At 53.4% G+C, this 24,296-nt stretch carries 19 protein-coding genes; 6 read left to right on the top strand and 13 right to left on the bottom strand.

Annotated features, from left to right (window positions below):
• The first annotated feature begins 66 nt into the window (after window positions 1–66).
• Together MFFC18_RS00150 and MFFC18_RS00145 are read left to right on the top strand one after the other, a co-directional pair.
• The gene (locus tag MFFC18_RS00150; RefSeq protein WP_075085742.1) at window positions 67–675 is read left to right on the top strand and encodes a hypothetical protein; all 609 of its coding nucleotides are present in this window, start codon (window positions 67–69) and stop codon (window positions 673–675) included.
• Window positions 676–780: 105 nt separating this feature from the next.
• Window positions 781–2,229: an aminoacyl-histidine dipeptidase gene (locus MFFC18_RS00145; protein ID WP_075085743.1), complete on the top strand. Its 1,449-nt coding sequence runs from the start codon at window positions 781–783 to the stop codon at window positions 2,227–2,229.
• An 80-nt stretch (window positions 2,230–2,309) separates the two neighbouring features.
• Here the strand turns inward: MFFC18_RS00145 and MFFC18_RS00140 are convergent, their stop codons facing one another.
• On the bottom strand, window positions 2,310–2,648 hold the full coding sequence (locus tag MFFC18_RS00140; protein WP_075085744.1) for a hypothetical protein: 339 nt from the start codon (window positions 2,646–2,648) through the stop codon (window positions 2,310–2,312).
• 204 nt (window positions 2,649–2,852) lie between these two features.
• Between MFFC18_RS00140 and MFFC18_RS00135 the strand changes: the two genes are divergently transcribed.
• A complete protein-coding gene (locus MFFC18_RS00135; protein WP_075085745.1) occupies window positions 2,853–3,434 on the top strand; it encodes a tetratricopeptide repeat protein in 582 nt (193 codons plus the stop codon).
• 133 nt (window positions 3,435–3,567) lie between these two features.
• Here the strand turns inward: MFFC18_RS00135 and MFFC18_RS00130 are convergent, their stop codons facing one another.
• The 4 genes from MFFC18_RS00130 to MFFC18_RS00115 all read right to left on the bottom strand — a co-directional run bounded on the left by MFFC18_RS00130 (window position 3,568) and on the right by MFFC18_RS00115 (window position 9,863).
• Window positions 3,568–4,818 (bottom strand): serine hydroxymethyltransferase, encoded by a 1,251-nt coding sequence (locus MFFC18_RS00130; RefSeq protein ID WP_075085892.1) that lies wholly within the window; start codon window positions 4,816–4,818, stop codon window positions 3,568–3,570.
• 101 nt (window positions 4,819–4,919) lie between these two features.
• Window positions 4,920–6,203, bottom strand: coding sequence for a hypothetical protein (locus tag MFFC18_RS00125; RefSeq protein ID WP_148618564.1), 1,284 nt, complete (start codon window positions 6,201–6,203; stop codon window positions 4,920–4,922).
• Window positions 6,204–6,283: 80 nt separating this feature from the next.
• Window positions 6,284–8,206, bottom strand: coding sequence for a CocE/NonD family hydrolase (locus tag MFFC18_RS00120; protein WP_202907568.1), 1,923 nt, complete (start codon window positions 8,204–8,206; stop codon window positions 6,284–6,286).
• Window positions 8,207–8,405: 199 nt separating this feature from the next.
• Window positions 8,406–9,863: an FMN-binding glutamate synthase family protein gene (locus MFFC18_RS00115; protein ID WP_075085747.1), complete on the bottom strand. Its 1,458-nt coding sequence runs from the start codon at window positions 9,861–9,863 to the stop codon at window positions 8,406–8,408.
• Between the two features lie 143 nt (window positions 9,864–10,006).
• Here MFFC18_RS00115 and MFFC18_RS00110 point away from each other — a divergent pair, with 143 nt between their 5' ends.
• The gene (locus MFFC18_RS00110) at window positions 10,007–11,317 is read left to right on the top strand and encodes an L-fuconate dehydratase (protein WP_075085748.1); all 1,311 of its coding nucleotides are present in this window, start codon (window positions 10,007–10,009) and stop codon (window positions 11,315–11,317) included.
• 54 nt (window positions 11,318–11,371) lie between these two features.
• On the opposite strand, the gene MFFC18_RS00105 is transcribed toward MFFC18_RS00110, so the two are convergent.
• Together MFFC18_RS00105 and glgA are read right to left on the bottom strand one after the other, a co-directional pair.
• Entirely contained in the window at window positions 11,372–11,986 is a 615-nt protein-coding gene (locus MFFC18_RS00105) for a TIGR02117 family protein (protein ID WP_210421381.1), read from the bottom strand.
• Window positions 11,987–12,165: 179 nt separating this feature from the next.
• Complete coding sequence (gene glgA / locus MFFC18_RS00100; protein ID WP_075085750.1) at window positions 12,166–13,647, bottom strand: glycogen synthase GlgA; 1,482 nt, start codon at window positions 13,645–13,647, stop codon at window positions 12,166–12,168.
• 239 nt (window positions 13,648–13,886) lie between these two features.
• On the opposite strand from glgA, the gene MFFC18_RS00095 reads away from it, so the two are divergent.
• Entirely contained in the window at window positions 13,887–15,401 is a 1,515-nt protein-coding gene (locus MFFC18_RS00095; protein ID WP_075085751.1) for a glycosyltransferase family 87 protein, read from the top strand.
• A 93-nt stretch (window positions 15,402–15,494) separates the two neighbouring features.
• Here the strand turns inward: MFFC18_RS00095 and MFFC18_RS00090 are convergent, their stop codons facing one another.
• From MFFC18_RS00090 to MFFC18_RS00080, 3 genes are all read right to left on the bottom strand, one after another.
• Entirely contained in the window at window positions 15,495–16,514 is a 1,020-nt protein-coding gene (locus tag MFFC18_RS00090) for a galactose-1-phosphate uridylyltransferase (RefSeq protein WP_075085752.1), read from the bottom strand.
• A gap of 167 nt (window positions 16,515–16,681) precedes the next feature.
• Window positions 16,682–18,271: a serine/threonine-protein kinase gene (locus MFFC18_RS00085; RefSeq protein ID WP_075085753.1), complete on the bottom strand. Its 1,590-nt coding sequence runs from the start codon at window positions 18,269–18,271 to the stop codon at window positions 16,682–16,684.
• A 195-nt stretch (window positions 18,272–18,466) separates the two neighbouring features.
• Complete coding sequence (locus MFFC18_RS00080) at window positions 18,467–19,078, bottom strand: hypothetical protein (RefSeq protein WP_075085754.1); 612 nt, start codon at window positions 19,076–19,078, stop codon at window positions 18,467–18,469.
• 182 nt (window positions 19,079–19,260) lie between these two features.
• On the opposite strand from MFFC18_RS00080, the gene MFFC18_RS00075 reads away from it, so the two are divergent.
• The gene (locus MFFC18_RS00075; RefSeq protein ID WP_075085755.1) at window positions 19,261–20,730 is read left to right on the top strand and encodes a RecQ family ATP-dependent DNA helicase; all 1,470 of its coding nucleotides are present in this window, start codon (window positions 19,261–19,263) and stop codon (window positions 20,728–20,730) included.
• Window positions 20,731–20,737: 7 nt separating this feature from the next.
• Here the strand turns inward: MFFC18_RS00075 and MFFC18_RS00070 are convergent, their stop codons facing one another.
• From MFFC18_RS00070 to MFFC18_RS00060, 3 genes are read right to left on the bottom strand one after another with little or no spacing between them, the layout of a single operon-like run.
• Window positions 20,738–21,613, bottom strand: a complete 876-nt coding sequence (locus MFFC18_RS00070) for an ATP-binding response regulator (protein ID WP_075085756.1) — start codon at window positions 21,611–21,613, stop codon at window positions 20,738–20,740.
• Between the two features lie 51 nt (window positions 21,614–21,664).
• Window positions 21,665–22,315: a CRTAC1 family protein gene (locus MFFC18_RS00065; protein WP_075085757.1), complete on the bottom strand. Its 651-nt coding sequence runs from the start codon at window positions 22,313–22,315 to the stop codon at window positions 21,665–21,667.
• A gap of 33 nt (window positions 22,316–22,348) precedes the next feature.
• Window positions 22,349–24,190 carry an FG-GAP repeat domain-containing protein gene (locus MFFC18_RS00060; protein WP_162273983.1) on the bottom strand — a complete coding sequence of 614 codons (1,842 nt, stop codon included), beginning with the start codon at window positions 24,188–24,190 and terminating at the stop codon, window positions 22,349–22,351.
• Window positions 24,191–24,296: the final 106 nt, after the last annotated feature.

Genomic DNA, 24,296 nt, shown 5'->3' with positions numbered 1-24,296 from the left:
GATCAAAGTATAGTAAGTTGCGGCTACGGACTTTCGCCCGCGCAAACCAACCGAATCCTGTCAATCATGACTACTGGTTCCAATTCAGAAACTCCCTATTCGGCACCGCCCTCGACGTCGGCACCGTCTTCGACTTCGGCATCCGCTCCGTCGACGATGAACACCGAAGGTCCATTTCCTCGCTCGACCGTGATGCAAAAGTCACCTCAGTTGAGCAGTGTGGCATTGACGCGACTGCTGATTGGCATGTGCCTGTTGCCCGTCATCACGATCATGACGTTATGGTACATCATGCCGCCGGTTTCGGAGGGACAGCTTAATTGCCAGTTCACGGCAAAGGATCTTCCGGACGCTGATTTTTACGAGATCGAATACTGGAAACGAAGCGAGTACGAACTTGGCGAGCTAATTGTCAGCAATCTCGAAGACCAGGATTGGACGCACCTGAACATTCAGGTCAACTCAAACTATCAGGTCTACGATCGCGAACCGATTCCGGCTGGGACTTCGAAAATCTACAAGCTAGATCGATTTGTCAGCCGTGCCGGGGCGCGTTTCAGTCTGCAGTACAACCCACTCAAGTCCGTCAGAATTTACGCGCGGCGCCCGACCCATGATCGGGCAACGTACTATTGCGAATTCAAAGACGGCAAAGCGGTCGAAGTAGATCGCTAAATCATTTGGCTATACACAAGCACACTCGCGGCCAAAGATCGGGGATTCTGATGTGAACTCACCGTTCGCATTCTTTCGGCCAAGAGACCACCAATTGGGAAAATTATGAACGACAAGGTTGCGCAACTCGCGCCTGCAGAGGTTTGGACGTGGTTTGAAAAACTGAACGAAGTGCCCCGTCCATCAAAACAGGAAGAACGGGTCATCGCTTTCATTCAGAGCGTCGGCGCCGAATTGGGATTGGAAACCATCACTGACGATGCAGGGAATGTCATCATTCGAAAACCGGCGACGGCGGGCAAAGAAGGCGTGACGCCTGTGATCCTGCAGGCGCACCTCGACATGGTGCATCAGAAAAACGCCGACACCGATTTCGATTTCTCGTCACAGGGCATTGAGTCCAAGATCGACGGCGATTGGGTCAAAGCCAAAGGTACAACGTTGGGCGCTGACAACGGAATGGGCGTGGCTTCGATCCTCGCAGTTCTGGCGTCCGACTCGATCGAACACGGATCTGTCGAAGCGCTGTTTACGATCGATGAAGAAACCGGGATGACCGGCGCGTTTGAGCTGCAACCCGGATTGCTGCAAGGAAAAATCCTGCTCAACACCGACACCGAAGACGAAGGCGAATTGACGATCGGATGCGCCGGAGGCATCGACACATCGGTTACCGTTCGCTGCACCAGTCAGACTCCGTCGGCAGGCACCTGGTTGAAGGTTTCGATCACCGGATTGCGAGGGGGCCATTCGGGTTGCGAGATCCATTTGGGACGGGGAAACGCGAACAAAATCATGAATCGGATCCTGTGGACCTGCCAACAGGCTGGGGCCGATTTCGAAGTCGCGTCGATCAACGGTGGCAGCCTGAGAAATGCGATTCCACGCGAATCGTTTGCGGTCCTCAACGTTCGCGATGAAACAACTTTTAAGACGACGGCATCAACGATCGTCGCAACGATTCAGGCAGAACTTTCAAAGACCGAACCGGATTTGAAAGTAGAGTTCGAAGCGACCGATGCGGTTGAGAGAGTCCTTGAGGCTTCGCTGCAGAAAAACCTGTTGGCTGGAATTTACGCGGCGCCGTGTGGCGTGATTCGAATGAGCGATCAAGTTGATGGGCTTGTCGAAACTTCGACCAGTCTGTCGCTCGTTGGGATCGATTCGGAAAAAGCATCGATCGAATTTCTGACTCGCAGCAGTGTTGAGTCAGCAAAGACAGATGTCACAAATCAAATCGAAGCAGCGTTTGCAGTCGCTTCCGCCAACGTCACTCACAACGGAAACTATCCGGGCTGGGAACCAAACGCTGATTCCGAAATGGTTGCTCTGATGAAAGGCATCTATGAAGAAATGTTCGGCGAGCAAGCGATCGTCAACGCCGTTCACGCCGGGCTTGAATGCGGCATTATCGGCAGCCACTATCCCGGGCTGGACATGGTTTCGTTTGGTCCGACGATCAAAAATCCGCACTCTCCCGATGAGATGTGCCACATCCAAAGCGTAGAAAAGTATTGGCAGTTCCTGTTGGAAGTTCTCAAGCGCATCGAGTAGTTCGACCGTGTCAAATCGATGGCTGAACATGGCGAAGACGTCGATCGAGAACTGGCGAGTTCAGCGAATTCATTTCACAGCTACTTTGGCCAGAGACTTTTGATGCTTTCTTCGTCCGAAGCAAGAATCGCCAAACCGAATGCGACAAGGACAACCAACAGCATCATGATCAGCGGGTGAATGTTGTCGATGAATTCCACTTTCGTTTCTTCGCCGTCGATTCGCCAATGGACTGTGTCTTCCCATCCGTTGACGGTAAATCGATAGCTTCCCGTTGGGTTTTCTGCAGTCGCTTTCGTCCACGGAGGTGAACTTGCGGGCTGGCGGGAGGCAGGATCGTCGCTGCGAATCAGGCTCATGCTGATCAGCACGATAGCCATCAGCGTGGCGACAAAGGGAATGAAAATTCGTTCGATCATGGCAGGATAGTCAGGATGAGGTGAGGCTCCAGAATTATTTGAGTGCGTCGAATTGCAATCCAAAAGTCCAGTTCGTCAGGAAACCTCACCGCTAAACGGATTCAAAGCTGTTGTAACCGCCAAAACCCGACCTTGGGGCCGACGTGCCAGATTTCAATCCGAAACCGGACTGGGATATCGCCGAGCTCTGTCCATAATGGTGGCATGAGCGACGGACCAAAAAAACCGGGCGGGATCAAGAGTCAGCGACGGGCAATTCGTACTGCCGAGGGCTATCTTGAATTGATGTCGACTTTCGAGTCTGGCCTTTCGATGGACGAAGCGCTCGCTCAGCCGATCGCCGACCGGATGCTTCGGTTGCTTGAGAACATCGAGCCCACTGCCGAGCATCGCTGTTACGTGATGCATCTCAAAGGTGAAGCTTGCCGATTCGCAAACCGTTTCGAAGAAGCCATCGTCCACTTTCGCAAGTCGTTGGAAATGGAACCGGATAGCATTCACGGCCTGTTGGCGATCGCGTGGTGCTTCAAACGGGTCGGCCGTATCGATGAATCGATCGAGTCGATGCAAATTGCGATCGAGTTCGAACCAGACCAGGCGATCTGCCACTACAACCTGGCTTGCTACTACGCGCTCGCTGGTCGCACAGCGAATGCGATCGAGTACCTTGCTCAGGCTTTCGAGTTACGACCGTCGTTCCGCCAGGAAGTCGATTCGGAAAGCGACTTTGATGCGATCCGCGACGACAAGGAATTTCTGGAGTTTCTCTCACCCGAGGTGGCCTAGGCTTTGAGGCGGCAATGGCGTTGAGGATGTGATCGCACAAGCTCATGGCAAGGACGCCGTTCGTTTCTCCGCTTGCCATTTTGCCGTTCAACGTTTCTTCCGTTCGCCAACTCCAGAATCCATATCGATTCCGCTAAACCAGTTGCGAAGCCGCGGGTACCGGGAAGCTGTCGCACATTTCCTTGACGCCGCTCTTGATCGAGGCGTGAACCGATTCGTCGTTCGCGTTTTTAAGCGCTTCCACGATCCACTGACCGATCTGTTTCATCTGATCGACGCCCATCCCGCGAGTCGTCAACGCCGGAGTTCCAATTCGCACACCGCTTGGGTCCATCGGAGTTCGTGGGTCAAACGGGATCATGTTTTTGTTGACTGTAATTTCGCAACGCCCCAAGGCCTCTTCTGCGTCTTTCCCGCCAAGATCGAGCGACGTCGCGACATCGACCAGGCACAGATGATTGTCTGTTCCACCGCTGACGAGCGTCAAACCGCCGGCCATTAGCGTTTCGGCAAGCGCTTTTGAGTTGTCGACAATGTTCTGGGCGTAGGTTTTGAACTCCGGTTTGAGACACTCGCCATAGCAAACCGCTTTGCCTGCCACGATGTGCATCAGTGGGCCACCTTGCATGCCCGGGAAAACCGCAGAGTTGATTTTTTTGATCCACGGCTTCTTACACAAAATCATTCCCGATCGCGGACCGCGAAGCGTCTTGTGCGTTGTCGAAGTCACGAAATCGGCATGCGGAACCGGGCTGTTGTGAACTCCGCCGGCTACCAGTCCGGAATAGTGAGCCATGTCGACAAACAAAAGTGCACCGACATCGTCAGCGATTTCGCGGAACTTCTCGTGGGGAATCTCTCGCGGGTAAGCACTTGCGCCGGCCACGATCATCTTTGGCTTGTGCTCTTTGGCCAACGCCGCAACCTGATCGAAATCGATTCGATGGTCGTCTTTCTTGACACCGTAGTTAATGAAGTTGTAGAGCTTTCCCGAAAGGTTCAAACGCATGCCGTGCGTCAGATGGCCTCCATGAGCCAGGTCCAGGCCAAGCACGGTGTCGCCAACATCGAGGGCCGCGAGGTAGACCGCCTGGTTGGCCTGGGAACCGGAGTTCGGTTGCACGTTTGCGGCTTCTGCGCCGAAGAGTTCTTTCGCGCGATTGCGAGCCACATTCTCCAGCACATCAACATGCTCACACCCGCCGTAGTAGCGACGTCCCGGATAGCCCTCGGCATACTTGTTGGTCAGCACGCTTCCCGCGGCTTCCATGATGGCCACGCTGGTGTAGTTTTCGCTGGCGATCATTTCCAGGCCGTCCTGCTGCCGCACGGCTTCGGCTTGGATCAGGTCAAAGATTTCCGGGTCTTGTGATTGCAGGTTCATGTTTGGCATGTTCGTTGATGGTTCAGGTAGACAAGTCTGTCCCCAGGCTTGCGTTATTTCTCGCCGCGAATGGAAGACCGCGGCCACTTGATTATCACCAACTATTCGACTTTTTCGATGGCTAATTTTAGCTCGCCACGATTGTCGCCCAAATTCGCTGGCGATTCGTTAATCCGAAAGCACAGCAGCCCGTCAACGTCCGCCGTGAACACGCTGCCAGCGCCAAGCGATACAGGATTCGCTTCGCAGATTTTCGGCAACAGCCCCGTGTTCGATTGCAATGGCAACATCATGGCCTGAACTTCGCCGATTGGACGACCGCGATAGTAATCGATCGTGATGCCACTGGCTTCGCTCTGCCATGGCTTGCGTTTGCCATCAACCGTCGAGCTACCGATTTCGAATCGGCCGGTCGCGGTGATGCGGAACTTTTGACCAGCCTTGATCTGACGGTTGAGGAACTGCCAAGACCGATCGGACTGTAGCTCAAACAGGTTGTCTTCGTCACCGATGCGAAGCTCGCTCATCGCCCCGCGCGAAACAGAATAGCCGTAGTCCAGCTCCCGGATGAACCAGGCCCAATCCCGCTCCAACAATGCCAGAACTTCCCCAAACAGGCTCTCAAATTTTCGATTGAAAGAATCTGGTGATCGCTGGACGTGTTTTTGCAATTCCGGAAACAGGTCCTTGCTCAGCGGATGCTCGCTAAGGAACTCGCAGGCTGCCCAGCTCCAGGCGTAGTTTTCAACATCGCCGTAGGCTCGATTCGGAGTCAGCAAAACATCCTGCAGTGATTTGTCCTGTTGGCCTTCGCGGTTCGCAGCAACCCATTGCTTGATCAGCTTTGGGCGACCCCAGCCTTCGGACTCGCCAGGATCTTTTACTCGGTGGTGGATCGTCAGCTTTCCATCGGTCCAGCGATGCAAACCCAACAGCTCCGCCATTCCTTCAGCGTACCACGGTGCACCAAGCCCGCTGCCAAACCACTGCATGAACGCGTGTGTGCCTTCGTGCAACAGCAGGTGCCGCGTGTAGTAGTCGTCTGGCTGAACGAAAAACCACAGCTCGTGGCCGCGATTGATACCGGCAGGAAACTTCGGTAGATCGGCCGGAATCAGCCCGGCAGTTTCGAATCGCGATTTGTCACGAATCAAAAACGCTTTCATCTTCCACGGCTCCGTTTCAGCAACGTCGACACCAAAGTACTCACACCATTGCGGTACGGCGGCGTCGAAGATGACAGGAAGCTCTTCGACAGCATCACTTTCTGGAGCATCGGTGTAGATCGTAACGTACCGACCCTCGATGCTGCGAATTCCGGCATCGGCAACACGGCGCTCATCGATCTTCATCGGATCGCCCATGCGAGGATTGATGTCCTGCATCGTTTGCGCGTTCGCTGCTGAAACTGCCCACAGCCCGATAACAACTACGCAGCAAAATTTTGTGAACCGATGAAGTTGCATCACTCGAGCACTTTCATCTCGATCCAGCTCGCGTTATCTGCGTTGTGATAAACGCGATGTGTGGCCGGAACGAAGTCCGCGTCGTCCGCGTCGAAAATATTCGGCACGTACTTCTGCGGATTGCGATCGATGTAAGGGAAAAACGTACTTTGCACGTGGATCATGATCCGATGACCGGGTTTGAAGGTGTAGCAAACGTCCTGCAGCGGCAGATCCACCGTTGCGACTTCGTCCGGCACGAATGGTTCGGGTTTTTCATAGCTGTTGCGAAACCGGCCGCGAATCGTCTCGCTGCGAACCAGTCCCTGAAAGCCACCGAACTTGATCCCTGCATCTGAGCCTTCGACAAACGGATGGTCATCCGGATAGACATCGATCAGTTTCACGATCCAGTCCGCCGCCGATTGGGAAGTTGAAACCTGCAAGTGAGCCAACATGTCACCGGTCAGCGTCATCGGTTTTTCCAAAGGATCTGAAACGAAAGACAATACATCCGGTCGGGCAGTCGCGAAGCGCTGATCGTCGGTCATGAACTCGCGTGGCGTGAAGCGGAACTTGATGTCTGACTGCTGCCGATAGGGGACCGGATTGGCAGGATCGCTGATGAACTCAGTGAACGCATCGTCGGCATTGGCATTGGATTGTGGAGCTTCGGAGCCAAGCTTTCCACCGGCACCAAAATACTGCTTGATGGTTTTCGATTCTGCTGGTGGCCACTTGCTGAACTTTTTCCAACTCCGAGCCCCGGTGTCATACATCATGGCTTCGAATTCGGGTGCAGCACCTTCGCCTTTAAGAAAGTGCGCGAAGAAAGGCGCTTCCACCTGACGTTGGTAGAACTCCTGCAACCCCTTGTCGATCCCGAGCTTTCCAACCGTGTAGATCTGATCCGGTCGGACTCCGCGCCTTGCCCATTCGCCGTGCTCCCACGGTCCCATGATGATCGCATTGAAAGTGTCGTTGTTCTTTTCGATACTACGATAGATGTTCAACGGACCGTAGAGATCTTCGGCATCATAAAAGCCACCGACCACCAGTACGTTGGTCTTGATGTCTTTCAGGTGCGGGAGAATCGATCGCTTCTGCCAAAACGAATCGTAATTGGGATGATTGGAAAGCTGTTGCCAGAATTCGTTTTTTTCTTCGAACAGTTGATCCGCATTTTTGAGCGAGCCCATGTTCAGATAGAACTGCCACGCGTCTTTGGTTCCCATCGCGACTTCCGGGTACCATTTTCGTTGCGTCGGTCCGTTATGTTGATAGCCAAAAGTGTTCGTAGCGGAGAGGTAGCTGAGCAGGTACGCGCCGTGGTGGTGGAAATCGTCGAAGAAGAAATCCGAAATCGGCGCCTGAGGCGTGGAAGCAACGAGGGCAGGGTGGTGATTGGGCAATGCTGCGGCACAGTAAAAACCGGGGTAGGAGATGCCCCACATGCCGACTTTGCCGTTGTTGTTCCGGACTCGTTTGACAAGGAAGTCGATCGTGTCATAGGTATCCGAGCTTTCGTCGACGACTTTTTCATCGTCCACGTTGGGACGCATGTTGTCGTAGCTGCCTTCGGACATGAATCGACCGCGAACGTCCTGATGGACGAAAATGTAGCCCTGGTCTTCCATGATCGCGGACGGTCCGACTCGCGGCGAGTAACGTCCTTCCCCGTACGGTCCGGTGCTGTAGGGCGTGCGGTTGAGCATGATTGGATATTTTTTGCTCGTGTCGCGCGGCGAATAGATCGTTGTGTGTAGCTTGATTCCGTCCCGCATCGGAATGTCGACTTCGGTTTTTTGGTAGGCCGCGATAATGCGTTCGGCGCCAGGAAACTGTTGGGCGCTGGCGTGGCCTGCAAAAGACGTTGCCAATGCAAAGGCAACCAGAAAAACAAAGCGAGTCAAAATGCACATGGACTTGTTGCCTGTGTTCAAACTAAAAATGGGGTGATGAGGAAGTTCGGAGTGCGCAGCTTACGCGGGGAAGCGGCCCTTCGTTCAGTTTAACATCAAATCGCAGTTCAAGTTTCTTGCCAATGGGCTCAGTGAGTTGCTGACTTATTGATACGAGTCTGGGACAGACTCGGCTACTGAGATATTGGGCGGATGCGGTTCTGGGGCAGACTCGGCTGCTTTAGCCGATGGGCCGTGCCTGAAAACGGTCTTCCAGAACTTCGAAATGGTCCAGCGACATGTCCGACGGATGCGCTTCACCACAAGCACGACACAGCTGCAGGACTTCTTTTCGTAGCGTCGTGATGTAGTTCGCCAAACGGGCCGATTTGTCAGTCGGGTCCAGGCCTCGCATCAGCCACTTGTCCTGAGTCGCGACTCCGGTCGGACATTTTCCGGTGTGACAGATCTGCGCCTGAATGCAACCGATCGCCATCATCGCCGTGCGAGCCACGTTGATCATGTCGCAACCCATCGCCATTGCCAGCAAGGTCTCTTCCGGGAATCCAAGTTTCCCCGAACCGATGAACGTCAAGCGATCCTGAATGCCGGCGTCAGTAAAAATTCGATGCACGCGATCAAAGCCAATTCGAAACGGAAGCGCCACGTGGTCTGAAAAAACCAGCGGCGCGGCGCCAGTGCCTCCTTCGCCGCCGTCGATAGAAAGAAAGTCGATGCCGCGGTCGCCCGTTTCCATGTGCCTGACCAACTCATTCCAAAAATCCAGCTGGCCAACGGCGGACTTGATTCCGACGGGTAATCCGGAAAGGTCCGCCAACCGCTCGACGAAATCCAGCATCCCGTCAGCGTCGTTGAACATGCGATGGGCGTTGGGACTGAGACAGCTTTTGCCAACCGGGATGCCGCGAATGTTGGCGATTTCCGGAGTAACTTTGCTGCCGGGAAGGACGCCGCCGCGACCCGGTTTGGCACCCTGACTGATTTTGACTTCGATGGCTTTGACGTTGAAGCGATCACAAGTTTCGACGAAACGCTTCTCGTCGAAAGTACCGTCAGCATCGCGGGCTCCGTAGTAGCCGGTCCCCAGTTGCCAAACGAGATCCGAACCATGATCGTGATGCGGAGAAACGCCTCCTTCACCCGTGTTCTGTAGGCAACCGCATAGCGCAGCGCCACGACTCATCGCTTCCACCGCCGGAGCACTCAGCGAGCCGTAGCTCATGGCGGAAATGTTGATGATCGAGTTCGGTCGAAATGCGCCTTTGCGATTGCGTGCTTCGCCGATCACTTTGGTCGACGGGATTATGTAGTCCGGATCGTAGCCCTCGTCTTCGGGCTGCGGATCGAACAGTGGAAAAGTGCTTTGTTTGATAATCAAATAGCCTGGAGACTGTTCGATATCGTTGTCGGTTCCAAACCCAAAGTAGTTATTGCTTTTGTCGGCCGAGCGATAGATCCATTCGCGATCGTCGCGATTGAAAGGACGTTCCTCGTTATTGTCTGCGACGATGTACTGCCGCAGTTTCGGTCCAAGTTCCGAAAGAAAGTGCCTGCCGTGGCCAACGACGGGATAGTTTCGACAGATTGGATCCTTGGTTTGCAGCAAATCATGAATCGCGAGAGCAGCAACGCCGAGAAGCACGATAACTGCGATGACAATAAAGATGGTGGTGATCATTCCGTTTTCCAGGTAGACAAAATCTGGCTCGGATTATATCCCATTTTGGCCAACAGTTTTCTTCAACGACGGCAAACCACGGTCCCGAACTTCGGCCCGGCCGACTACGATGTAAGCTTCCAATTCGAACCCCGTGACCAGTCATGCCGAATCCAAAAATCATTTCATTCACTGTCGACGACGTTCGATTCCCAACTTCTGACGATGCTGATGGCTCGGACGCGATGCACGGTTCACCCGATTATTCAGCAGCCTACATCGTGCTCAAAACAGACTCGGATTTTGAAGGCCATGGTTTGACGTTTACGCTCGGACGCGGGACGGAGCTTTGTGTCGAAGCCGCAAAATATCTCTGTCAATTCATCGTAGGCATGACGCTGGATGAAATCCGGGGCGACTTTGCCGGGCTGTGGAGAAAACTCACCAGCGAACCGCAATTCCGTTGGGTCGGACCCGAAAAAGGAGTCATTCACCTGGCGACCGGTGGTGTGATCAATGCGATTTGGGATCTGTACGCCAAAGTCGAAAACAAACCGCTTTGGAAACTGGTTTGCGACATGTCGGCGGAGGAAATGGTCAGCTGTATTGATTTTCGCTACCTGACCGATGCGCTGACTCCTGAGGAAGCGATCGAAATTCTCAAAGCCAACGACTCGACCGCGGCGGTTCGCGAGAAAGAGATGCTGGAAAGCGGATTTCCCGCCTACACGACTTCCGCTGGATGGTTGGGCTACAGCGACGAAAAAATCGTGCGGCTCTGTAACGAAGGCATCGCGGATGGTTGGAGCCATTTCAAACTGAAGGTTGGCGACAACCTCGAAGATGATCGACGCCGCGCCGGAATCATGCGGAACACGATCGGCCCGGATCGAAAGATGATGCTCGACGCGAATCAGCGATGGGATGTTCAGCAAGCGATCGACTGGACGAATACTCTGGCTGAGTTCAATCCGTGGTGGATCGAGGAACCGACCTGTCCGGACGATGTCCTGGCTCATAAAGCGATCGGAGAAGGCGTGCATCCGATCGGCATCGCGACGGGTGAGCAGTGTCAGAACCGGGTCATGTTCAAACAGTTTCTTCAGGCCGGAGCGATTCAATTCTGTCAGATCGACAGCTGCCGTTTGGGCGGAGTGAACGAGGTGTTATCCGTATTGTTGTTGGCCAAAAAATTCGGCGTACCTGTGTGTCCTCACGCGGGTGGCGTTGGTTTGTGCGAATACGTGAACCATCTGATCATGATCGACTACATTCGTATTGGGGCGTCAACGGATTCGCATGTGGCTGAGTTTGTCGATCACTTGCATGAGCACTTTGTAGATCCTTGCGTGATCAAGAATGCGGCTTACATGCCACCGACTGCTGCGGGATATAGCGCAACGATGAAACCTGAAACGATTGAAAAGTTTCGCTTTCCCGACGGCGAAGTTTGGTCCACCAGAAACAGTGGCTGAGGTTAGCGCCAGTTTCAGTCAGGACCGGGTGCCGCGGCTATTCATGATCGAGCGTTATTCAAAATACAGCATTGGCGTTTTTGGCAGCGGAGACATCCACGGCACTTTGACGCCAGCCGTTCTTAAGCCACGACCGACCCAGGAGTTGCACGTGTTGAGCAAGTGGTAGCGCCCTTTGGCTTCGAAAAACGCATCGGTTGTCGAGTAGGCGTAGCCCGGAATTTGGATGGCCTTGCCCTCAGAATCTCGCCGTAGCGTTTGCTTGATAAAGTCCACCAGCTGGCGATATTGATCTTGCGAAATCGTAACCGATGCGGCGTCCGGATGGTGTTCGGGATGCGTAAATTTTGCGTGAACGCAGCTCTCTGAAGGAAGCAACAACGCGTTGGCTGCGATCGATAATTTGAAATCATCCCACGTTTCGGTGTGTAGAAAGAAGCCTTTGTCTCCCCAACCGATTGCAACATGTGTCGCCGCGGAAACATCATCCGTGATGGCTGCGTTCTGAAACTCAACGGACCAATCGATGACGTTCGTAACCACGGGCACGATGATATCGGCATGCACTTCGTTCGAGACAACGTGCAGCGTGATTCCTTTTTCGGCCAGGACGAAATCGTTGTTTACTGGAATGAGGCCCAGCAGAACGATCGCGACATAGGCTAACACGACGAAGCAAAACCACTTGAAGATCCGTTTTCCTCTACGAACGACGCGCCACTGCCACTGATTTGGTTTCGATGTCGTTCGAACTGATTTGGCTTCCTGCATTCTGTTGCTACGAACAGATCAAACTCCCGGTTCACGTTTTGATTTGAATTTTAAGTCTCGCTTTGGCGATCCGTCCGCTATTTCTTTGTCAGTCGACCGTAGAGTGCCTCGTAGGCTTTTGCACTTGCCGTCCACGACCAATCCTGGCTCATGCCCTGATTCACCAACTGCCTCCAACACTCTTTGTCCTCATAGTACATCCGCGCTGCGCGGTGAAGTGTGTGCTCGAGGGCGTCCGCCGAGAAGTCTGCAAACGAGAATCCGTTCGCGGTTCCGTTGCCCAGTGTTTCGAGGCTGGCATCGACGACCGTGTCCGCCAGCCCGCCCGTGCTGCGAACAACCGGAACGGTTCCATAAGCCATGCTGTACATCTGGTTCAAACCGCAGGGTTCGTATTCGCTCGGCATGACGAAAATGTCGCTGCCCGCTTCAATCTGATGAGCCAACTGGTTTGAAAAATCCAGCGTGACCGACAGCTGTCCGGCAAACTGTTGTTGCAATGTCGACAGCACGACATGAAAATCCGGATCGCCGGTTCCAAGCACAACCCATTGAGCATGGTTGTTGGGGTCTTCCAGCCAGCGACGCATCACGGGAAGGATCAGCGACCAGCCTTTTTGAGTCGCCAGGCGCCCCACGATTCCGATCATCGGGACGTCCGGATTCTGGTGAAGTTGGCCCAGCTTCTGCACTTCGGCTTTGCAAGCTGCCTTTCCTACCGGCCACGAATCGCGATCGAACTTTTGCGAAATCAATTCGTCCACAGCCGGATTCCAGGCGGTGTCGTCGATGCCGTTGATGATGCCCGATACGTCCGCGGATCGATGTTGCAACACGGTTTCGAGCCCGCATCCCTGAGCCGGCGATTGAATCTCTTTTGCGTAGGTCGGACTGACAGTGTTGATCGCGTCGGCATAGACCAATCCGGTCTTGAGCAGATTTAGCCGACCGTAAAACTCCATCTCTTCATAGTTGAAATGTTTCCAGTCCAATCCCGTGATCGCCATTTTGTCGGCCACGAAAGTTCCCTGGTACGCGAGGTTGTGAACCGTCATCAACGAGGCCACGTTTTCGTAAATCGGATTCTGGTGATACTCGCACTTGAGCAGCGCCGGAATCAACCCTGTTTGCCAATCGTTGACGTGAATCAAATCGGGTTGCAGATCGAGTATGCGAATGGACTCCATCACGCTGCGGCAAAAGAAAGTGAACCGTTCGCAGTTATCCTGATAGTCCTGTCCGTTTTCGCCGTACAGGCCATCGCGATTGAAATACTCGTCGTGACCGACCAGCCAAACCGGTACGTTGCTGTTCGGGACAGTAGTTCGCAACAGTTGGCCGTCTTCTACCAGACTGCCGACCGGGATCTCCAGTTTTTGTCGGGTGTCTTCGATTTGAAACTTGTCAGCTTTTTCTTTGACGCAGCGATAGTACGGCATGAAGACATTGACTTCATGGCCCAGATTCTCGAGTTCCCGGGGCAGGGCACCGCAGACGTCAGCCAAACCACCGGTTTTTGCGAAAGGAACGACTTCGCTGCTGGCAAGAATGATTTTCATGGAGCTTTGACTTAAAAGATTGCTGTACGAGTATCAATTCGAGGTTGATAAGAGGTTCATTCGCTCCGGCGATGCCGGCAAACACCAACCAATGGCGGTGAATGGCAAGTTTGGGAACGAGTGGGCAATATACTCGCAAAAACAGGCTCCGACACGGCAGCAGGCTCGAATTCGTCTATCCTGATTTGCGAAACTGCGACTAAAATCGGTTTTTGCCCGCGCGTCCTGCCTGCTCTGTCATGCAACCATTTGCCTACGAACGAATCAACGAAACGACGTGGATGTACGTGTCGACGTTTCTGATCCTTTCGTTCTTTTTCAAATTTAATCGGGCGTGGAGCATTCGCAATCTCGATCTGTTTCTGATCATTTTGCTGGCTCCGGGTTTGCTGCTGATTCAATCGGGACGACTGGAACACGCTCGATTCCTCGAACAACAGGCGATTGAGCAGATGGCGCCTGAGGTCGAAAGCGAATCTGATTCGCAGCGAAGACCCATCGTTAACCAGGCTGGCTTTCGCAAATCGATACAGGAATCAGAATCCGGCGTGGAACGTTCGGATCTTCCGGTCGCGAAACCGGGTGCGTCGGAACTGGGCTTCGATGAGCCCGGGATGGCGAGGCAACGCTACGGCTACTTCTGGATGTTCATCATCGGTGGCCTGATCATGATACGGATGCTGATCGATCCCGTGTTCGTGCGCCGACCCGTGCTGGATCCGAACCTTTCGATCGGAGGAATGGTTTTTGTTGGGCTAAGTCTGTTGATTTTTGTGCTGGCCAACATCGCGACCTACGCTCCGGGCGAGGAAGACATCGAAGGCGCCCGCAACGCTGTCAAAATGCTTCGACTCGAAGCCGCCAGCGACAGCGAAGACGTGCAACTGATTCAACGCGGGCCTGGCTATCGTTTGCTGTATTTGCTGCCCGTCCTTTCGACTTATGAAAACAGTAACGAGATCCGCGAAAGTGGATCCGATGCGGCGTCAAATCAGGGTCGCTACATTGTTGCCGCCAAGACCGTCGCGATCACCAGCCAGGTTTTGATTGTGCTGGGGTTGATTCTGTTTTGCCACTACCACTTCGGCAACTTTCACGCAGGAGTCGGCATCGCGACGATCTATATGCTATTGCCCTACACGGTGATCTACACAGGCAATGTAATGCACACGGTCCCCGCTGCGCTATTGATATGGGCATTGTTCTGTTATCGCATTCCCGTGTTAGCTGGAATCTTCATCGGGCTGGCGACTGGCGTTTCCTACTATCCACTGTTCCTGTTGCCGTTGTGGATCAGCTATTATTGGGAACGTGGCTGGAGAACGTTTCTGATCGGCTTTTTCAGCTCCATCGGCGTCTGTATTTGCGGGCTTTTTTTCACGTCAGCTGACCTGGTGGATTTCGTTCGTCAACTTCAGGCGATGTTTGCGTTCTGGTTTCCGTTGATGGAAAACCTGGAAGGCATCTGGTCGTTGGGTATCAATCAAATCTGGCGGCATCCGCTGCTGGTGGGCTTTATCGCACTTAGCGTTTCATTCGTCGGGTGGCCTTCAGAGAAGAACATCGGAACCTTGGTTGCCTATTCAGCGGCGGTGATGGCGGCCGTTCAGTTCTGGCACGGATTCGGTGGCGGGCTCTACGTAGCGTGGTATTTACCGCTGGCCTTGCTGGTCATTTTCCGACCCAATGTTGCCGGCCGCGTCGCGACGACAGAAGTGAAACAGCGTCGCCGACGAGTTGCCGAAGCAACCTGACAGGGTTCAGGCAAAACATACATGGGTCAAGCTTCCTTTCAGACGAATGCGACGATCGCAACGCTGGCCTGACCCAAGGATTGTGCTCGCTACTCAGGCGGTCACCTGGCGGAGACGACGTGTGGCGACTTCGGGTGAAACCGGATTGACCCAAAAATCGGTGCCCAACTCGAAACCGGCTGGCGTCGTTATGCGAGGAAAGATCTCGACGTACCAAGGCTGATTCTCCATCTCTGAAAATGGAGGCAAGTGATACAGCACGTTGTAGGCTGGCGCGTCCAATACCGATTCGAGTCGAGTGACTTGCTTTCGCGTAAGCTCTCCCAGCTCTTCGAGCGCAGAGTCAGAGCATTTTTGGAACGTTGGAAGCTCCGCGTTTGGCACGATCCACACCTGAAACGCGAACCGGCTGGCGTATGGACAGATCACGGAGAAATTCTCTGTCCTTTCGACGACACGATGTTGCTGATCCAACTCCCATTCGTTGAGTGCATGAATCAGATGTCGACCATGGTCGCTGTGATACGTCCTGTTGCGTTCAATCCGTTGGCTAACGGCCGCGCTCACGATCGGCGAAACGATTAACTGGCTGTGAATGTGTTCCAACGAAGCACCCGCAGCTGACCGACAGTTTGTAAACAGCATGGCGTGCGCCAGGTCCTGTTCGGCAGCCGATCGAATTCGATCTCGGTAAGCAAAGTGAGTCACTCGCGTTTCGTTTTTTGTTAGATCCGAAAAACTCTGGATGTGCTTTGAACTGGGGACCACCAATTCCTGAATTCCATGAGTACAAAAAGATTCGTAGAGCCCGTTGCCCGGAGCCTGTGCGTTTGCAGCGGAAGGCTCGCAGTTGCGTCCATTGGCAACGGAAAAGGAGGGGAACTTGTTGGGAACGACGCGAACAAGCCAGGGGTCTTCGTCTTCGACTTTGTTGCCTGACGCGTCATAGGAGGCCAGCGTGGCTGGAGTTTCCAGTTCATTTCCGGCGCAGAAAGGACAGAGCAAACGTTTGATAACGCGTTCCGCCGGGATAAATTCAACGGGGCGATCATTGCGATTGGGCGCGATAGTAACCCATTGCCCCGAAATCGGATCAAAGCGAATGTCAGACATAATTGGTGGGATAAGTGGACGCGGTGGATGCCTTCACTGTAACCACACATATCCCCAAGTGCAAAAAGACTCTGCCGGTTATATGAACTGGGTAGTCAGTTTTTCGTTTTTTGTTGTCTCGACGTTGAACCGCCTTTTACAGTAGACGAGCTCACTTTGAACTTGGTTTAGAAGAAGAAAACAAGTCGGAAGACGCCGATGATCACCGATGCAAGAGCAGCGAACTTGGCAGCTCTGGTCATCCAGATTCTATCGACTGCGCGAATACAGGTTCTCATTTCTTTTTGATGACGCCGTGAAATCCACCACACGGCGGTGCCGACGAATAGTCCTGCGATTCCATAGGGCAATGCAACAGCCAACACAAAGGCGACAATGGCGCCGATGATCAACTGCAGTCCCCGCGATGGTTTGTCTTCTTCGATACGAAAAACGTTGGCTTGGGATGGTTTCGTATTTGCCGATGCTGAACCCGGAGTGGCAAGCGTTGGCGCGATATGAGCCAGATCGTTGTTCGACAAATCGATAACGTTGCTGGACGACGGTAGATTCGTAATCGAGCCATCGTCTTCAATCCGAATCGCCACCGCGGTGGTCGGAAACTCTCTGGAAGTCGAAACAGGTTCTGATGCGATGGGTTCCGAGGCTACTGGTTTCGTCGCTACTTTCATCGACGGCTCCGGAACCTCAATGACTTCGTCGTCTCGAAGTTCTGTCACCGGTTCGTCCTGATTCTCAAGCTCATCGATTTGGTCGATGTCTGAAATCAATTGTTCCATGTCCTGGTATCGATCTTCAGGTCGCTTGGCCACCATTTTCTCAAAGATCAATTGCGCCCCGTCCTGCAGCGGATCGCCAGTTTGAGGAAGCCGCGGAATCGGTTCGTTGCGGTGCGCCAGAATGGTTTTGACAACGGTGTCCCGCGAGTACGGACCGACGTTGTTGAGCAATCGATAGAAGGTGCAACCGAGCGAATAGATATCGGAACGTTCGTCCGCAAGCCGCGTGTCTTCGGCTTGCTCAGGCGACATGAACTCTACGGTTCCCATTACCTGGCCAGTGGTCGTCAGATGAATTGATTTCCCGTCAAGCGTACCGTTGCTGCCGGTGCCTCTCGCCAGTCCCATGTCCAAGATTTTGATGTTGCCTTTACTGTCGAGCAACAGATTCGAAGGTTTGATATCCCGATGGATGACCTGTTCACCATGAGCCCATTTGAGTCCTACGGCAGCCTGACGGAGATAGTCCAACGCCATCGAAAGCGGCAGCGGTCCGATCTCGTGAACCACGTGCGCGAGGTCGTGGCCTTCGACGAATTCCATCACCAGATAGTGAAATCCATGATGTTCGCCGGCATCGTAAGCGTGAACGATGTTCGGATGAATCAGCTTGGCGGCGACTTTGACTTCCTGATAAAAACGAGCCACTGCTGACTCCGATTCCATCGCGGTCACGGGCAAAACCTTGATGGCGACTTCGCGATCCATGCGACGATGCCGAGCCAGCAAAACCGTGCCCATGCCGCCGCGTCCAAGCTCTCGAAGGACAAGATACTCGCCGAGGAAAATGTCGCTCGCCTGACCAGCACGAAACTTGTCGGCTTGCCATTGCGTGATTACGTTTTCAGCCAACAGTTTATCCAGCAGCGCATCAGCGCCGGATTCTATTTCGGTGCTGAACCGCGTCACCGCGTCCGACGAAAGCAGACCGGCGGCGGTCAGTTCATGGAGTACTTTCAGAGCCGATTCTTGCGACATGGAACGCTTCAGATGGAATTGGGTTCGCCGTCACAACTCGATTGCTGTACCGGGGCGGTCCCTTCCAAGATAGTCCATTGTCGGACATCTGACAAAGCAAACAGCCACGTCGGGGCATACCGAAGAACGTTAACCACCAGTTGTGATCCTGGCACGGCTTTGTCCTGTTTCTCACCCCGTTCTGTCGCAGCGAGCTTAACGTAGCGAAAGGGTTTCGGCTTTTTGGCTGCCTGCGACGCTGGAATCTTCACGATCGTTGAAGAAAGCAAAATCGGACCCTTCAGCTTGATCGTGGCAGGAAATGCAACGACTGGACTTGCCCAGCAGCTTGGTCGATTTCGACGAAACAAGCATCGCAGTTCCCGATTGGCCCTGTGGCTGTCCGGTAGAGCTTTCTTTGACAACGGTGCCGTCTGGATTGTATTCGACCCAGTACCAATCGTTGGCCGATGGATTGAAGCCTTCGGTTCGATACATGACTGAAATAGTTTTGAGTGATCGATCCGATCGATAGTTCTCAAGGACTACCACGCTGCCAATTCTGAGCCCATCGACATCGCTGGCTGCAGCTCGATTGATGTACATTTTCAGCAGGGCACCGTGCGGCACCTGTCCACTGTAAAAGTCACCATCCTGACCAGGAGCCGGAGCCCAGTTCTTGTAGTTGTTACCCATCAAGAACTGCCAAAATCTGGCTTCGAATGGTTTCGCTGTTTCCTGCGACTGCCCTGTGCTCACCGACGTGGATACGACGAGGGCGAAAGTGAACAGAGCGATGCAAATGAAGCGATAGTTGCTGCGAGTCATTGACGAGTCCTTTCAGTGACGATGCTCACTGCTGCAGTAGTCATGATGATTCCATTGGCTTCCGAGCCACCGGAAATTGTATGTAAACTACGGTGTCTGGATAGGCAAAATGGTAACGTGGGCCATTTGGATGCTAGCACCGGACGTTCAACGGCCCAAGGCCCCGTTTTTGAAAGTAAACTTTGTCTGAAGATTCCGCAGTCCAGTCTCCTCAACAGATCCTGAAACGCACTTTTGGCTATGACTCGTTTCGCGGATTTCAGGAAGCGATTGTCGAACGAACGCTGCGCGACCAACACTCCCTGGTCATCATGCCGACGGGAATGGGCAAGAGCCTCTGTTTTCAGGTACCTGCGATTTCCCTGGCCAGTCGGCAAACAGAGCGGCGAGGTTTGACGCTGGTCATTTCTCCTTTGATCGCATTGATGAAAGACCAGGTGGACTCTTTGGTCCGCAAAGGCGTTTCCGCGACGTTTATCAACTCGTCGTTGGAGCGCGGTCAGCGAGAGCATCGTTATCTGGGAATCGCAGAAGGCAAATGGGATTTGCTGTACGTGACTCCAGAGCGTTTTCAAAAGCCAGAATTTCTGGAAGTGCTCGACCAGAGAACGATTCAGCTTCTGGCGATCGATGAGGCTCATTGCATCAGCCAGTGGGGCCACGATTTTCGCCCGGACTACACCCGAGTCGGCGACATTCGCAAGTCTCTCGGCTCGCCAACAACAATCGCTTTGACGGCAACCGCGACGGTGGATGTGCAGAACGATATCGCGCGGCAGTTGGGACTGGAACTGGTTCGGGGTGCAGATGCGGATGACCAGACTCCGGCGTCGATGCTGCTGTTTCATCAAGGCATCGATCGACCGAACCTGTCACTTGAGGTCGACGAAGTTTGGGACGACGACATGAAACTGGATCGGATTGTTGAGATGCGATCATCCGTTAGCGGGCCCGGCATCGTTTACTTCACGCTGATTCGCAAGCTGGTCGAGTTCAGCGATCGACTGTTGGCTCAGGGCGTGGACCATCTAATCTATCATGGCGATCTGCCTCGCAATCGACGGCGGCAGTTGCAGGAACAGTTTATGGGCGGCGATAACTTTCTGGTTTTGGCCACCAATGCGTTCGGCATGGGAATCGACAAGGAGGACATCCGCTATGTGCTACACGCGGATTTGCCTGGTTCGATGGAGAGCTACTATCAGGAAATTGGCCGCGCCGGACGCGACGGTCAGCCTTCGAAGTGTTTGCTGCTTTATGACCAACGCGATCTGGCGACGCAGATGGAGTTCATCCGTTGGAGCAATCCGGACGCGGAATTCTATCGTCGCGTGTTTGACTTTCTGGATAACGATCTGGAACAGTGCAACGCGTTTGGACTGGAGTGGTTGCGCGAGAAACTTCACCATCGCCAAAAACATGATCGACGCCTGGAAACAGCACTCTCGATGCTAATTCGTTGGGACGTTTTTCGCGGCACAATCGAACCGCTGCAGCTGGAACGAATTTCCGATTTTCCAGATGACAAGTTTGATGCCACGTTCATCGATGACAAACTTAAACGCGATCAGGAAAAGCTGTTGGCGATCGTGCAGTACGCGCGACATGAAGGGGATCGGAAAGCGTTTCTGAACGAGTACTTCGGTCTGTAGCTGTCAGCTATTTTTCACGCAGCTTGGTCATCGTGATCTGATTGCCGGTCGCGTTGTGAGCAACCTGATCCATAAAGTTGCGAATCAAGAACAGGCCGCGTCCACAAACGCGATGCAAATTTTCGGGAGTTCGCGGGTCGGGAATCGTTGCCGGATCGAAGCCGCTGCCTTCGTCGGATACCTGAATGCAAATATGCTGGTCGGAAAACTCGAACTCGACGCGGACCTTTCGGTCGTTCCACGGTGGCTTGCCCTGGCGAACGCGGATCAACTCGTAGTAATTCGTTTCGTCACCCTCACGCATGGTCGAATCGACTTCCAGATTGCCGTGATGCATCGCGTTGACGAGTGCTTCATCGAGCGCCATGCCGATCTGTAACCGGTCGCGATCGCTCCAGGCCGGAAGTTGCGATTGCATGTTTTCGATCGTCGGGCCGATCAGTTTCAAATCGTTTTTCAGCACAACGGCGTGTGATTTCGGCGTGGGAAAGAATTCCGAATCATGCGAATATCGCATTCGCCGCGACATTTCCAGAACCTGTTCGATCGTGGAAACAAGATCGGTACTGAGTTTTGATTTTGGCGAATAGGAAGTTGCTCCATCGCGAAGTGCGTCAACCGCTGTTTGCTCAGAACCCTTGGCGGTAACCAATACGATCGGTAATCCGGCGTCGTTCTCACGCACGGCTTTCACCAGTTCCAGCCCGTCCATCACCGGCATCTGTAGATCGGTCACAACGATGTCCGGACGGAGTTTTCCAATGAGCTCGAGAGCTTCTTTTCCGTTGCTGGCGATTTGCGAAACCCAATCGGGCCGCACCAGCAGCCTCTTGATCAAGAGCTGATCGACGGGCGAATCTTCGACTATCAGAATTTTTGCCATGGTCTGTTATTGTTCGTCTTAAAGACGCGTCTGGCAAGCAAATTCTTTGGCTTAATCGATCTCTTGAATGACCTGGATGCCAGACATGTCGATTTTGCCAACTTCCGTTTTGGTTCCACCCGGCCAACTGACTTCCAGTTTTTCAACTTCTTCGCCCGGCCTGACACCAATGGAAAGCACCTCCGAGTTCTGACTCGCAAACCCTTCGCCGGCCTGTTTGTGGAGGCTGTAGACGCGCCCGGAACTAAAGGTGATTTTAACCTTTGCACCGATTGCGTCACGGTTACTGAGTTGATCCGTCGAAGCTTCGGAACCGGTAAGTCCTCCGACCAGGCGGAATCGATACGCTTTTCGATCCGGATAGAGATCGCCAATTTCGTTGCGATAAAGCCGGAATCGGGGCGCGTTGAGACCCATCATGGCGATATCTGTCCAGCCATCGCGATCGAAATCAAGCAACGCGAAGGAGCGTCCGTCAGCGGTATCGTCGGCACCGCTGACAAGCGAAACGTCGCTAAAGTTCCCTTGATCATGCTGCAGGAACATTCGGTTGCGTTCGTTGCCGCTGAGCGAGTTGCTGGTGAAGTTGAAGTCCGGCCTTTTGCCCGTTAGCGGATCGATCTTGTTTTCTACTTTTAGCTTCGGTGTATACCTTTGTTTTTTCCACACCTCGGCTTCGCGAAAGCCGTCTGTTTGAGTCATGTCTTTGCGTACGACCGTACGCCAGAGGCAACTTCACGTATCAACACCGGCAATCTCTTTCGGCGCCGTGTGATATCCACTGGGAACATAAAGATCCAGGTCTCCATCGTTATCAAAGTCCGACCATTGACCTCCCCACGACCAGCCAACTTTATCGACAGCCTGTTTTCCGTCACCGGCGACCTGAGAGAATCGGCCATCTTCATTCTCGAACAGAAAGTTTCCGGCCGCTGACGCGATCAGTCGCCCGTCCTCGGTTCCCAACCGGGAAAGTATCCTACGACCGGCTTTGGAGTACATATTCGATACGTACAAATCGAGGTCACCATCAGAGTCATAGTCTCCCCACGATCCACCCATGGAAAATCCCTGCAGGTCTTTGGGAAACACATCATCGGCAGCACTAAACACCGGTTGTGCGGCACCTTTGGGAGTGTCGTTTCTTAACAACGCATTGGGCGCAAAATCGGTGCAGACATACAGGTCGTCGTCTCCATCGTTGTCGTAGTCAGCCCACGTGGCCTGAAACGAGCGACGCCATTGAGACAGCAAATTGTCGTACGGGACGCGTTCGAGTTTTCCACCGCCACGATTCATCAGCAACACGTTTGATGCACCCGACATCTCAACCCAAAAGTCAGTTGTGGCGACTCGCAGGTTGTATTGCTCCCGCTCTTCTTCTGTCAGAAAGCGATCCTCAAATCGAACGGTTTTACTTTGCAGCGGCACGTAACTGGTCAGGTACAGATCCAGCAGACCGTCGCGGTTTACGTCTGAGGCCGTGATACTGCTGACAAAGTATTGATCGCCCAGGTCCGAGTGGCTTTCAGTGACATCGACGAACTTGCCGTCGTCGTTTCGCATATACCTGGCTTTCTCCATCGGACGACCGATGAAAGCGTCTTTGTCGCCATCGTTGTCCAGATCGACGAACAGCACTGTGTTCACCATGTACGGTTCGCTCAGCCCGACTTCTTCGGTCACATCATCGAAAGTCCCGTCCCCGTTGTTCTTCAACATTTGAGTCGGTCCCCAACGTGACGTCAGGAACAGGTCATCGTAGCCGTCGGTGTTGTAGTCCACCGCTGACACGGATGGGAAAATATGATTCGATCCGATCCATGCCCAACTGGTGACGTCCATCCGCGGAAGCTTGATTTGACCCCGCTTCGACCAGTCGATAATGATTTCATCTTTGTGGCTGCGGGTGGCTTTATCAAGCGCTTCCGGGTCGGAGATCACATCTGGAAGCACGTCGCGAAACAGTTGATGAGAAGACTTCATCAACTTCAAGTCTTCCTGAATCCATTCTGACAATCGCCAGCTATCTTTCTTCCAGGCAAAAACCAGTTGCTGATGACCTTTGAGCCCGTAAAGTTCATCATTGCCTGAGCCACGAGCTTCCGATTTGGTTTCGAGCGTAAACTCGGTCCGTTCCTCATTGGAAAACTCGGCATCGAGCACACCGAACTTCAACGTCGACCATTTTACGCCCATGTCGGAGATAGCACTCCACGGAGAACTTCCAATCGGCAATTGAGCCACGCTGAGGCTTGCGACCTGAACATGAGAAGGCATGTTTTGATCGGTATGGAAGGACGGGCTGCCAGCGATACCTGTGAGATGGTCCAGCGTAGCAAAATGATCTACCGATTCGTCATCGCCTTGAAGCTGGCTTGCAATCGACTGGAGGTCTTTCGTCAGATCCAACAGCAAGTCTTCGCTGGTGATCAGCTCCGCAATACGCTTTTCTTCTCCGGTTAGCGAATCCGACAAATCAACAAACGGCGGGGGTGTCGGAGGCGGTGGCTTGCTACATCCTACGTGCAACGTGATCAATAACAGCAACGCCGTTTTTAAAGTTATATCGTACAAGTACATTTTCTTGGCCAGGAAGCGGTTCAGATGGGTGGTATGATGTCCTTTGTTACAGAAGTCGGTGACTTCCGAGATTTGTTGTCAGCGCTGAACTGTATGTTTC

It is taken from the genome of Mariniblastus fucicola (genome assembly GCF_008087665.1).
In the GTDB taxonomy this organism is placed as follows: domain Bacteria; phylum Planctomycetota; class Planctomycetia; order Pirellulales; family Pirellulaceae; genus Mariniblastus; species Mariniblastus fucicola.
Note: the sequence above shows the minus strand (reverse complement) of the source record. Positions and strands in the feature narration are given on the sequence as shown.